The 12,367-nt window shown below is 68.3% G+C and carries 9 protein-coding genes and 3 tRNA genes; 1 reads left to right on the top strand and 11 read right to left on the bottom strand.

The window, feature by feature from the left end:
- Positions 1 to 41: 41 nt before the first annotated feature.
- The 10 genes from ACOQPD_RS12115 to ACOQPD_RS12070 all read right to left on the bottom strand — a co-directional run bounded on the left by ACOQPD_RS12115 (position 42) and on the right by ACOQPD_RS12070 (position 8,063).
- Positions 42 to 115 (bottom strand) — tRNA-Met (locus tag ACOQPD_RS12115).
- Between the two features lie 41 nt (positions 116 to 156).
- Positions 157 to 230, bottom strand: a tRNA-Thr gene (locus ACOQPD_RS12110).
- A gap of 30 nt (positions 231 to 260) precedes the next feature.
- Positions 261 to 345, bottom strand: a tRNA-Tyr gene (locus ACOQPD_RS12105).
- 105 nt (positions 346 to 450) lie between these two features.
- On the bottom strand, positions 451 to 1,311 hold the full coding sequence (locus ACOQPD_RS12100; RefSeq protein WP_420612212.1) for a zinc metalloprotease HtpX: 861 nt from the start codon (positions 1,309 to 1,311) through the stop codon (positions 451 to 453).
- A gap of 31 nt (positions 1,312 to 1,342) precedes the next feature.
- Positions 1,343 to 2,380 (bottom strand): SAM-dependent methyltransferase, encoded by a 1,038-nt coding sequence (locus tag ACOQPD_RS12095; protein WP_420612211.1) that lies wholly within the window; start codon positions 2,378 to 2,380, stop codon positions 1,343 to 1,345.
- Positions 2,381 to 2,785: 405 nt separating this feature from the next.
- Entirely contained in the window at positions 2,786 to 3,610 is an 825-nt protein-coding gene (locus ACOQPD_RS12090; protein ID WP_420612210.1) for a purine-nucleoside phosphorylase, read from the bottom strand.
- A 32-nt stretch (positions 3,611 to 3,642) separates the two neighbouring features.
- Positions 3,643 to 4,368: a nucleoside phosphorylase gene (locus tag ACOQPD_RS12085; RefSeq protein ID WP_420612209.1), complete on the bottom strand. Its 726-nt coding sequence runs from the start codon at positions 4,366 to 4,368 to the stop codon at positions 3,643 to 3,645.
- Positions 4,369 to 4,490: 122 nt separating this feature from the next.
- The gene (locus ACOQPD_RS12080) at positions 4,491 to 5,711 is read right to left on the bottom strand and encodes a type II toxin-antitoxin system HipA family toxin (RefSeq protein ID WP_420612208.1); all 1,221 of its coding nucleotides are present in this window, start codon (positions 5,709 to 5,711) and stop codon (positions 4,491 to 4,493) included.
- The gene (locus ACOQPD_RS12075; RefSeq protein ID WP_420612207.1) at positions 5,708 to 5,926 is read right to left on the bottom strand and encodes a helix-turn-helix domain-containing protein; all 219 of its coding nucleotides are present in this window, start codon (positions 5,924 to 5,926) and stop codon (positions 5,708 to 5,710) included. The genes ACOQPD_RS12080 and ACOQPD_RS12075 overlap by 4 nt, the downstream gene beginning before the upstream one ends.
- 163 nt (positions 5,927 to 6,089) lie before the next feature.
- Positions 6,090 to 8,063 carry a bifunctional aldolase/short-chain dehydrogenase gene (locus tag ACOQPD_RS12070; RefSeq protein ID WP_420612206.1) on the bottom strand — a complete coding sequence of 658 codons (1,974 nt, stop codon included), beginning with the start codon at positions 8,061 to 8,063 and terminating at the stop codon, positions 6,090 to 6,092.
- 159 nt (positions 8,064 to 8,222) lie between these two features.
- Between ACOQPD_RS12070 and ACOQPD_RS12065 the strand changes: the two genes are divergently transcribed.
- A complete protein-coding gene (locus ACOQPD_RS12065; RefSeq protein ID WP_420612205.1) occupies positions 8,223 to 10,613 on the top strand; it encodes a response regulator in 2,391 nt (796 codons plus the stop codon).
- 223 nt (positions 10,614 to 10,836) lie between these two features.
- Here the strand turns inward: ACOQPD_RS12065 and ACOQPD_RS12060 are convergent, their stop codons facing one another.
- Positions 10,837 to 12,333, bottom strand: a complete 1,497-nt coding sequence (locus ACOQPD_RS12060) for a fibronectin type III domain-containing protein (protein WP_420612204.1) — start codon at positions 12,331 to 12,333, stop codon at positions 10,837 to 10,839.
- Between the last annotated feature and the right edge of the window lie 34 nt (positions 12,334 to 12,367).

The following is a 12,367-nucleotide window of genomic DNA, read 5'->3' as shown; positions in this document are numbered from 1 at the left end:
CCGGCGGGCCGGCCATCCTCCACAGGACGACCGACCGCTCGTAGCGGCGGGCAGACTTGAACTGCCGACCTCTCGATTATGAGTCGAGCGCTCTTACCGACTGAGCTACGCCGCCTGGCATCGGGCAGGGACGAACCGAGGTTCATCCGCCTGCCGAGCCCCCTTCCGGATTCGAACCGGAGACCTCCTCCTTACCATGGAGGCGCTCTGGCCTACTGAGCTAAGGGGGCCTGATTTGGACGGACGGTTCACGTCCGCGCTGGTGCCGGGAGAAGGATTCGAACCTCCGAAGGCATCGCCGGCAGATTTACAGTCTGCTCCCTTTGGCCGCTCGGGCATCCCGGCAATCGGGTGGCGAGCGCCTACCCGGGTTAGCGGGCGAATGGTAGTCCCTTCGAGGCCCGGTGGAAACAGGATACCGTCCTGGCCGGCCCCGCAGCACCGGTTGGTTCAGATGCGGTAGTACATGTTCTCCAGCCGGCGGATCCTCTCCTCGATGGGCGGATGGGTCGAGAACAGCCCTCCGGCTCCGGGAGGGCGCCTCCGGCCGAACGCCTTGAGCGGGTCGGCGATGAACAGCTGGCTCACCGCCGGGTTGACGTCCATCGGGATCCGTCCCGAGGCGGTTCCGATCTTGTCCAGGGCTCGCGCCAGGCTGAGCGGCTGGCCGGTCATCTCGGCGCCCGAGCGATCGGCCTGGTACTCGCGGGCCCTCGAGATCGCCATGCGGATGACCATGCCCGCCAGCGGAGCGAGTATCAGCGCAGCCAGCGCTATCACCATGCCAATGGCGTTGTTATTGCGGTTCCGGCCGCCACCGAACCAGAAAGCCAACCGGGCGAAGATGGAAAGGGCGGCGGCCAGCATGGCGGCGATCGACGAGATCAGGATGTCGCGGTTGCGGACGTGGGAAAGCTCGTGGGCGATCACGCCTTCGAGCTCGTCGTCCTTCATGATCTCGAGGATGCCCGTGGTGACGGCCACAGCCGCGTTCTTGGGATTGCGGCCGGTGGCGAAGGCGTTGGGCTGGGCCGAGTCGATCAGGTGGATGGAGGGCTCGGGCATGTTCGACACGGCGGCCAGGCGGCGCACCATGCCGTAGACCTTGGGCAGCTCCTTCTCGGTCACGGGTCGGGCCCGGCTCATGGCCAGGGCCAGCTTGGCGGAGAAGAAATAGGCGCCGACATTCAGCACCAGGGCGAACCCCAGCCCTATGTACAGGCCCTGGGATCCGCCGAACAGGAGCCATCCGAGCATCCACACCAGCGCGCTCATCAGGCTCAACAACGCGACCGTCTTCAGGTTGTTCATGGTGGTCAGGATGATAACGGGGCTCCGGCACCTACCGGGTGGCCACCAGCACCCGGAAGTCGCCGAAGCCCCGCGGGTGGAGCAGGGTCTCGATCTCCTTCACCCTCGACCGGAGCCGGAGCCGCTCCATCGGGTCGCCACCCCGCGCCTCCGCCAGTTCCCGTTGCCGGAGCTCCGCCCTCCTGCCATCCAGCCCCAGCTCGGACAGGAAATCGTCCTGGCGGTACAGCCGGTACCGCATTCCCCGGGCTGCGGCGACCGCGGCCAGGGCCGAGAAGTCGACGTCGGCGGTTATGTCCATCGAACCCGGTTCGTCGAGCGGATGCTGGGAGAGGTGATGGGCGCGGTAGGTCCGCAGCGTCCCGCCCCTGCGGCGGCGGGGCAGGAGTCCTTCCGAAGTGTCCCCGTAGTCGATGACCACGACCGCACCGGCGTCGAGCAGATCGATCATCCGTCCCATCCAGTTGCTAGCAGCCGGCTGGCACTCCACCACCCCGCCCGCGGGAACATCGGCGGCGTGCGCCTCCAGCCAGGCCAGCACGTCGGAACGGACCGGCGCCTCCACCAGCACCAGATCTGCGCCTTCGCACCAGACCCGGCGCTCCGCCCAGCCCCCGTCCCCGGTCCGCACCGCAACCGCGACGGGCAGGTTGTCCAGGACCTCGTTGGCGATGACCACTCCGCTGAACGGGTCCAATGCCCGATCGTCCGCCACGACCTCGACGCCCGGAAGTGCCTGCCGTAGGGTCTGGCGGGCGGCGGGAGAGACCTCCACCGCCACGGTCCGGGGCGCCCAATCCAGCGCCCCGAGCAGCGGCGAGAGCAGCGTGCCCGACCCGGCCCCCACCTCCAGCAGGGTGAAGCCGGCGGGCCTCCCCAGGCGCCGGAACTCCTTCTCCACGAAGCGGGCGAGCGTGGCGCCGAACTCGCCGCTCGTCTCGGGACTGGTCAGGAAGTCCCCCTCGGCCCGAGACCGCAGCGGCCCCGAGCCGAAGTACCCGCCGTCGGGGTCGTAGAGCGCCATCTCCATGAAGCGGTCGAACGGGATCGGCCCCTCACGGCGGATCAAGCGTCGGATCCGCTCCTTGAGCCCACCCCGAGTCACTTTGCCGGACGGCCCCACTTCAGCAGGCTGCCGAACGATGGCGCGTTAGCGCGGGGCCTTTCGATCCGGCAACAAGGGGGTTGACTTGTCACACCCCCGATGTAGATTGTTGGGTAACCGCAAGTACCAACGGTCTGGCTCTGACGTCGACCGGACCGCGTTAGGGAATCATTTCGTCGAGGCGGCCCCGCCGGGGGTAGGGCAGGACGCGTCTCGAACCAAGGTGGTGGCGGTGGGGGAGGGCCCAGCGGGCGGAGCCTGCTCGCCGCGTTTTTCGCGTTCTTTTCCCGAAACAGGGTGCTAGTGGTCTGTCTACACCAAACAAGTCGGCGTGCCCTGCTCACCATCGACACCTTCACCGCCAACCCGCTACAGCCTCGGGAGGAGGGAGTCGAAGAGGGCCCGGAGCCTTCCCGCCGCCCGGCCGGCGGTCTCGATGACCTCCTCGCCGGTGATCTTGCGGCCGGCCAGCCCGGCGGCCCGGTTGGTGCACAGCGAAATCCCCAGCACTTCCGCACCCATGTGGCGGGCGGCGATGGCTTCGGGCACGGTCGACATCCCGATCAGGTCGGCGCCCAGCGTGATGGCCATCCTGATCTCGGCCGGGGTCTCGAACATCGGCCCGCGCCACCACATATATACGCCTTCATGCAGGGAAATCCCCACCGAGGCGGCGGCTTCGGTGGCTTTCCGGCGGAGCGCCGGCGAGTACACGTCGGTCATGTCGGGGAACCGGGTGCCGAGGCGCTCATCGTTGTCTCCCCGCAAGGGACCGAGACCGGACAGGTTGATATGGTCGGTCAGGAGTACGAGGTCGCCCGGATCGATGCCGGACGTGCATCCACCCGAGGCGTTGGTGAGCACCACCTTGCGGGCGCCCGACATGATGGCCGCCCGCACGGGGAAGACGATCTCGGCGGGGCTGTAGCCCTCGTAGTGATGGACTCGGCCCGAGTACAGCAACACCCGGTTGCCGCCCATCTCGAGGGAGTAGGCCGTGCCGGAGTGGCCCGGCGCCGATGGTCGCGGGAAGCCCGGTATCTCCGAGTAGGGCACCGCCACCGCTCCGTCGAGGGTGTCGGGATAGCCGCCGAGACCGGAGCCGAGCACCGCCACCACATCGTGGCCGTCACGTCCGGTGAGCCGGTTGAGGACCTCGGCCGCCTCGGTCAGACGCTCGTACAGATCACCCATGACCACCTCGTTTCCGCGGACCGGACAGCCGGTCAGCCGTCGATGAGGGCGTCCAATCCGATGCCGATCATCGCCTCCACCGAGTCGTAGACCACCTGGCGGTGGGGATCGTAGCCCCCCTCCTCCCTGTGCAAGGGATTGCCGTCCGCCGCCAGCACGGCCCCGGTGGTCACCGAGTTGAGCGAGCCGCTGACGAACAGGGCGGCGCACTCCATCTCGACCGCTATGGCGCCCGCCCGGTGCCAGAACTCCAGATCGCTTCCGAGCACGTCGCCGGGATAGAACAGCGAGTGGGTGAGCACCACGCCTTCGTGGGAACGGTGCCCGGTGGAGGCCACCGCCCGGCGGATTGCGGTTACCACGTCAACCGAAGCGAGGGCGGGGAAGGGCGCGGGAACCATGGAGTCGGTGACGCCGTCGGCGCGGATGGCGCCGGTGACGATCACCAGATCGCCGTCCTGGACCTCGGCGGCAAGACCCCCGCAGGTTCCGGTCCGGATGATCCGGCGGACGCCGGCGCGGCTCAATTCCTCGAACACGATGACCGCTCCCGGCGAACCCACCCCGTGAGACGCCACGGCCACCTCGACGCCCTTGTGGGTCCCGCCGTACGTCACGTACTCCCGGAAGCTGCCCAGCTGACGGCGATCCTCGAGGTGCCGGGAGGCCAACTCGGCCCGGGCGGGATCACCCATCACCAGCGCCCGGTCGGGCATCTCATCCGGATCCACCCGGAGGATCGGGGTTAGTTCGGCCATACAAGCACCTCCTCGACTGTCCGCCCATCCCGCAGGTGGCTTCAACCGCTCGCCGAAGACCGGTTGTGGGCACTTGCGTGAACCCGTATCGACATAACGATCCCGTCGATGTCCGAGGCTAGCTACCGGAGTTCCTCCGCCCGGGCCACCATGTCCTGCTGGAGCTTTCCGGTCGTTCCCGGGTCGAACCCGATCTCTCCCACACGGTCGATCCAACTGGTGGCTCTGTCACAGATTTCTAGGAGCTTGCGGCGGGTAAGCCGGGGCGGTATTCCGAATGACTCGGCGAAGCGGACCAGGTCACCTCCACGGATGCGATTCCTGCGACCGTCTACATGAAGGGCGAGCAGGTGGTCCAGGGGGTAGGGACGAGTGGATACCAGGTCGTATACCGGCGTGAGCTCCACGATCCGCTCGGACGGGAGCCAGCGCACGCTGATGTTCTTGGCGTGCATATCGCCATTGACTATGAGGTACGAGAAGGCGGTCAGGCGAACCAACTCAAGGACGGCGGCCGCCGGCGCGGAGACCAGCGAGGCCACCCGCCCGACCACGGAACGCATCGACAGGCGATACTTGTCAGCGGGCCACCGTCCGGACAACTGGCAGGCGTCCTCCTGCGCGATCCGCCCCACCCCGCCGGACCGGACCACCCGATCGAAACGCTCCACCAGCAGACCAGAGACCCCTCGTCGGTCGTGAACTATCCGAAAGGGCGGTACCCGGAACCCGCACGACGCCGCCATGCCCAGAAAGAACGCCTCGTTCTCCACCAGTCTCGGATAGCGCCGCGGGGAGAGTTTCAGGATGGCGGGCCCACCCCCGGCCGCCACCGGAAACGAGATAAGCGAATCCGACAGCTTGTCCTGCACCCCCGGGAGAGCCGTATCGAATTGCGGGTCAACAGTGGAGATCGAGCGGCGGAACATATCTGCGAACGAGACCGCGCCGGGATCCTGAACCCCCGTGGACTCACCCGGATCGCGCGGACGCTCCCCTACCGGAACGACCGTCACATCCCCGACGGCGTCACCGGCCACCGCCAGCAGCATGGACATTTCGTCGTCGGCGGAGATCTTGGCGCCCTGCACGATCGCATGTAGGCGAGCGCCCTCCGGTAGCAAGCCGGCGAAGAAGGCCGGAACGGCGCCGCCCGCAGTTATGTATGGCTCGTTCCGGACAGGCAGGGTGGAGGCCACTGCTGGACCTCCTTCGCGGCGATAGCTCCCGTCGTAGGAGAACTCGACATGATCGCCCATCCGCCTGAGCCGTCCGGCGTGGACATCTCCCTTATAAACGTCGGCGCCATCGACCGCCCTGATCTCGGTGAGGTCGGCTATCACGGCGTGCTCTCCGGATATCGGGGCTGTGACACGAGGTCGAGACCCACGGCGCTGCAGATCGCGATCAGGTTGCGGAGGGTGACGGAGACCATGCCCCGTTCCACCTCTGATACCAACCGCCGGTTCACCCCCGCCAGATCCGCCACATCCTCTTGGGTGAGCCGCAACAGCTTGCGCCTGGCGCGGATCTCGGCACCTATTTCGTGGGGAGTCACGGCGGCTCCAGTGTGAGAGATATGTAACAACAGGTAGCTTACCCGGCATCTCGGATCATAGGAGCAGCGAATTGCGCGATATAGGTAACTCTAGAGTCTACCGATCTGCGGGTGCTTCTCTCTACATCAGGTCAAACTTGCGAGAGAGCGTGCCCTGTTGGGGTCAGACGACCCGTTCGTTGCCGCCGTCCACGGGGATCTGCGCTCCTGTGGTCACGGCGAAGGCGTCCCCGCAGAGTTCGGTCACCACCCTGGCAACGGCGGCCGAGGTCACCTCGGCGGACAGGAGGTTCCGGGCCCGGTACTCCCCCTCTGTGAGCCCGTAGGCGGCAGCCCGCTCGGCGATCAGGTCCTCGTTCCAGAGACCCGTGTCGAACACACCGTCGGGGTGGACGAGGTTGACCCGGATGCCGTCATCAGCCCACTCGAGGGCCGCCACCCGGGCGAGTTGGGTGACGGCCGCCTTGGAGGCGGAGTAGGCGGCGGCGGCGCGGCCCGGCGCTGGAACGTTCTTGGACGCGATCACCACCACCCGGCCCCCCGCCGGCGAGCAGGCCAGGAAGGGATGGACCGCGGCGAGGAGAGTGGCCACGGCGTCCGCGTTGACCGACATCGTCGCCCGCCACAGGTCCTGGTCGAGCTCGCTGACCGGCTGGGCCGCACCGAACACCCCGGCCGCCGGCACGACGATGTCGATGCCGCCGAACCGCTCCACCGCCGCCTCGATCGCCGCCTGCTGGGCCGGACCGTCAGTCACGTCAACCGCCATCCCCAGCCAGGCCGGGCCGTCGAAGGCGCCCTCGACCGCCCCGTCACGGTCAAGACCGACCACCGCGCACCCCTTCGACAGGAGGGCCGAAGCACAGGCCCGGCCGATACCCGAAGCCGCTCCGGTCACCACCGCCACCATGCCGGCGAACTCCGGGGGGCGGCCGGCGCGGCGCAGCTTGGCCTGCTCGAGATCCCAGTACTCGCAGTCGAACAGATGGCCCGCTTCCAGCGCCACGTACCCGCCCAGATGGTCCTCGGAGCGTTCCAGGACGGCCATGGTGTGGTGGTAGATGTCGGCGGCGATCCCAGAGGCCTTGGCGGTCTCACCCACGGTCAGCAGGCCCAACTCCGGGTCCACCACCACCCGGGGCGCCGGATCGAGCATGGTCAGCTCGGTCCGGGCGCGGCGCCGGTTCTCCTCGAAGTAGCGACGATAACCGTCCACGTAGGCGTCCACATCGGCGCCCACCATGGGAACCCGCTTGGTGCGGATGACGTGGTCGGGAGTGAGCGGGCCCCGGGTCGCCAGGCTCTCCAGGTCGGACCGGCCCACGAATCGGGCTGCGGCGGCGTCGGTATGGCGGGTCATGATCATCGGCCTGCCCGCCTCGGCCGAGATGCGGTTGCGGAGCCGCGCCAGCGCAACGGGCGCTGCCGGGGGGAGAGCCGCCGGAGCCCGGGCGGGCGCCGCCGGAGCGCGAGCGGCGAGCCATTCCTCGGCCCTGGTTATCAACTCGACATGGCGGCCGTAAGCCTCCCTGGTGGTGGCGCCGTGGGTGAACAGGCCATGGTTGAGCAACACCATCCCGATGGCGCCCGCATGGTGCTGATCGCGCCAGATCTCCACCACCAACCGGGCCAGGTCGAAGCCGGGCATGACGTAGGGCACGACCAGCACGTCTCTCCCGAACACCTCCCTGATGCGCTCCTCCCCATTGGCCAGGTTGGTGAGGGTGACGATCACGTCCGCATGGCTGTGCTGGACGGCCGGGTAGGGCAGGAAGGCGTGCAGCAGGGTCTCCACCGAAGGCTGCGGGGCGGCCGGGTCGAGGCGGGCGGCTGACAGCTCCCGCATCATGTCCGGGTCGGAGAGCCGGTCGAGCGACAGCAGGTCATGGAGCCGGTCGATGGGAAGGGGCGTGAACCCCGGCGCCTCGATGGTGGCCAGATCCCACCCCGAGCCCTTGACATAGAGGGCGTCGATGGTGCGCCCGGTTATGTCGCGAAACGGCGCCTTCACGGATGTGTTGCCGCCGCCGTGCAGCACGAGGAACGGATCGCTCCCCAGCAGGCGGGAGCCGTAGACGCACTCGCCCAGGGGCCCCTCGAATGCCGCCGCCTCAGCGTCTTCCCACCTGTCTTCCATAAGAATCTCCCGGGCCCTCCAGGGGCAAGATTAGAGGCCGGGACCGGTTGCCGAATCGCCCATCCCCTACGGTTCTCTATGAATCGATATATGATCGTCTATGGTTCGAAGCGGTAGGGCCGCGCATAGCCAGGGCGGGCCGGAGCGAGGAGGGATGCTGTGGACCGGCCAGACCAGCGGGATCGGGAACTCGAGGCGCTTCGGGAGCGGCTGTCGAGGCTGAGCGAGGCCAGCGTACGCATCAACGAGAGCCTGGACTTCGACACGGTGCTCCAGGGGGTCCTCGACTCCGCCCGACACCTTACGTCCGCCCGCTATGGGGTGATGACTCTTCTCGACCGCGGGGGTGGGGTCCAGGACTTTCTGGCATCGGGGTTCACCACCGGGGAGGCCGAGCAGTTGTGGCTCACCCCGGACCGGTACCAGATTTTCGAGTCGTTGACCGAGACCCCCGAACCGCTGAGGGTGGCGGATCTGGTGAAACACGTCAGGTCACTGGGTTTCGCCGGGTTCAGCATCCCGCTGCCGGTGGAGAGGTTCAGCTTCCTGGCGGCGCCGATGTTTTTCCGGGGCGAGCGGTTGGGCCAGGTCTTCGTGGGCGCCAAGGACGGCGCAGAGGAGTTCACCCGCGCCGACGAGGAGAGCCTGGTGATGTTCGCGTCCCAGGCGGCGCTGGTCATCGCCAACGCCCGCAGGCACCGCAACGAGCAGCGGGCCAGGGCCGACCTGGAGACGCTGGTGAACACCTCGCCGGTGGGCGTTGCCGTCTTCGACGCCTTGACCGGAGAACTGGTGTCGCTCAACCGGGAGACCAGGCGCATCGTGGAGGGCCTCCGCGACGTCGACCAGCCGCTGGAAGGCCTCCTGGATGTGGTGACCTGCGTGCGGTCCGACGGCCGGGAGGTGTCCCTTCAGGAGTTGCCGCTGACCGAGGTGCTGTCGGCCGGTGAGACGGTCAGGGCCGAGGAGATCGTGCTGCGGGTTCCCGACGGGCGCAGCGTCGACGTCTTGCTCAACGCGACCCCGATCCGCTCCGCCGACGGCACGCTGGTGTCCTTCGTCATCACATTGCAGGACATGACGCCGCTTCAGGACCAGGAGCGGCTGCGGGCCGAGTTCCTGACCATGGTGAGCCATGAGCTCCGCACCCCCCTCGCGGCGATAAGGGGAGCGGTCGCCGCGCTGGCGGAGTCCACCGGCGGGCTGGATCCCGTCGAGGTGACGCAGTTCCTGCGCATCATCCGCGACCAGTCGGACCAGATGCAGCACCTGATCGGCGACCTGCTAGACGTCGCCCGCATCAACACGGGCACCCTGCCGGTCGCCCCGGGGACCGTCGATGTGAACGTGCTGGTGGATGACGCCAACGCCAGGTTCGTCGCCGGAGGCGCCACCAACCCCCTGGATGTGGAGTTGGCCGAGGACCTGCCGCTTGTGATGGCCGACCGCCGCCGTATCGCCCAGGTGCTGAGCAACCTGCTGTTCAACGCCGCCGCGAACTCGCCCGATGGGTCACCGATTCTGGTGGCCGCGGCCACGGACGGAGTCCAGGTCGCGGTCTCGGTCACGGACCAGTCCCGGGACTTATCCGCAAAGCCGATGCCGGAGCTGTTCCGCATTTTCCCGCGGTCCCGCGGCGCGCAGCCGGCATCCGGCCTCGCCGCATCCGGCGCCGTAGGGCGGGGCCTGGGGCTCGCCATCTGCAAGGGCATCGTGGAGGCCCACGGAGGCCGCATCTGGGCCGAGAGCGACGGGCCGGGGCTGGGGCCGCTGTTCACCTTCACCGTGCCGGCGGCGGAGCCCCCGACGACCGCCTCCGCGGCGGGCGCCCCGAAGTCGCGTCCGGCAGCGCACCACCAGGTCCGCGTCCTGATCGTGGACGACGACCTCCAAGCGCTGTACTACATACGCGACACCCTCACCGGGGCGGGGTACGCGGCTGTCGCAACCGGCGACCCCGCCGACATCCCCCGCCTCATGGCCGAGGAGAGACCCCACCTCGTCCTGCTCGACCTGGTACTGCCGGACCGGGACGGCATCGACGTGATGAACGACATCCAAACCAAAGTGGACGTCCCCGTCGTGTTCCTGTCCGCGTACGGCCACGACGAAACCGCCGCCAGGGCATTCGACATGGGCGCAGCCGACTACATAGTCAAGCCCTTCTCGCCCACGGAACTGACCGCAAGGGTCAGGGCGGCCCTACGGAGGCGGATGGAACCCCTCAAGAGCGAGCCGCCCGCGCCCTACAAGGCCGGCGGCCTCAGCATCGACTACGCCCGGCGGCGGGTGGCGGTGGCCGGGGAGCCGGTGGAACTGACAGCCACCGAATACGCCGTGCTCTACGAACTAGCCGCCCACGCCCCCCGGATACTGGCCCACAACGTGCTGCTGCACCGGATCTGGGGACCCCAGAGAGTAGGCGACTCCTGGCTGGTCCGCGACGTCATCAAACGGCTCCGCCGCAAGCTGGGCGACTCCGCCAACAACCCCAGCTACATCTTCACCGAGCCACGCGTCGGCTACCACATGCCCCACGGGGAAACGTAGGCGAGATCACGAACCGTCGAGCTCTGGGGGACGGACAGTTGGAATCGGGCATGGCCCCTCCGACGGCCACGCTAACTGAACCCGGTTTCCGGGATAGAGTACACATTTTGTTCTGAAAATAATAGATTGTTACCGCTATATCTATTGAATAGCGTACAGTTCAATGAAATTATGGACCCTCTGTCCGGCGGTCGGGCGGAGTCGTCGGGAAGCCGACCCGCAGCTAGCGGGCGGGCAAGTGCAAGGTGACGGTGGCGTGGACGCGTTCTCCCTTGCCGGCCTCATTGCGGGCCCGCACCCACACCTTGTAGGTCTCGCCGGGGGTCAGCCCGCTGAAGGTCACCGACGTCTTCTTGGCTTTCGGCGTCTTGGTCTTGCCCTTGCCGCTGCCTCCCTGGGGGCGCAGATGCACGATGTAGCGGACGGGGGCGCCTCCCGTTGCGGGGGGCTGCCAGCTCACCGTCACCTCGTCCGGGGCGCTCGATGACAGGGTGAGGCCCGTCGGCGGGCCCGGCAGCTCGTCCGCGTTCTGCTGCTGTGGTGGCGGGGTGGTGTCGGTTACGGCGACCCTCACCGTGTCCACCAGCACGGTTTGGTATTCCGCGCCCGAGCGGGTGATGCGGTGGGAGATGGAGACGCTCTCGTCCTCGGTGTCGTCGTCGGCTTCGCCGGTCACGGTGAAGGTCGCAGCCGTATTCCAGTTGCCGGTGGTGAAGATGTGCGATGCCGGCGACACGCTCGCTGCGTCGGTGTCGCTGCTGGTGGCGGTGATGGTCACGCTCTCGGTGGGCTGGGTGTCGAGCACCACGGTGTAGGTCGCCGAACCGCCTTCGTTGACGCTGACCGGATCGGCAGCGGTCACGGTGATGCCGGGAACGTCGTCATCGGTGATGGTGACGGTGGCTGTGTCCTGGCCGGCGCCGGAGGGCACCCAGCATGCAGTGGTGGACGCGGCGGTCACCGTGAGGGTCTCGTCGCCTTCGGTAAGGGCGTCGTCCGCGGTGGGCACCGTCACCGACGCAGTCGTGGCGCCCGATGGCACGGTCACCGGCGAGGTGATGGCGCCCACGTCGTCTGCGGTGGCGGTGGCGGTGGCGGTGGCGGTGGCGGTGGCGGTGGCGTCGAAGCCGGCGGTCATCGCGAACTGCACCCCGCCGGAGGGCGCGGCCTCGCTCAAGGTGATGGTGAGGGTTGCGGCGCTGCCCTCGACTGCTGACGCCTGGGCGGTGATGGAGTAGGTGGCGGTGACCGGGGCCGGTTGGCCGGTGTCGGGGCGGGCGCCCGCAGATTTGAGCCACGCATACTGGTTGCAAGCTCCGAAATCCCACGGGTCGTCCGCGTTGCCGTCCGCGTCGAGGTCGACGTTCCAGTCGGCGTAGATGCCGGTGTAGCCGGTGGGCGTCCGGAGTTGCGCGGTGGACTGGGCAACGCCCCCGGCGCTGAGCGACGTGCCCGAGGCCGAAGCATCCCAATAGCTGCCGCTCACCCGGGCCGCCCCGCCGGCGCGCCCCACCAGCCCGCTTCGCTCGAAGCCCGCCGACGCCGCGCCGGTGGCATAGCTCGCAGTGATCGATCCGCTGTTCTCGCCGACCAGCCCGCCGACGAAGTGACCCGGCAGCCGCGCCGCGGGGTTGCCGTTCGAAGCGACCGCGCCGGTGGCATAGGCCGCCGTGATGGCGCCGCGGTTGATCCCCACCAGCCCGCCGACCCGGCTGCCCACCGCGCTCAGCGGCGTGTGCCGGGCCGAGGCGGCG

Origin of the sequence: Candidatus Spongiisocius sp. (assembly GCF_965221825.1) — a bacterium.
Classification (GTDB): domain Bacteria; phylum Actinomycetota; class Acidimicrobiia; order Spongiisociales; family Spongiisociaceae; genus Spongiisocius.
This window is presented reverse-complemented; position numbering and strand designations above follow the sequence as displayed.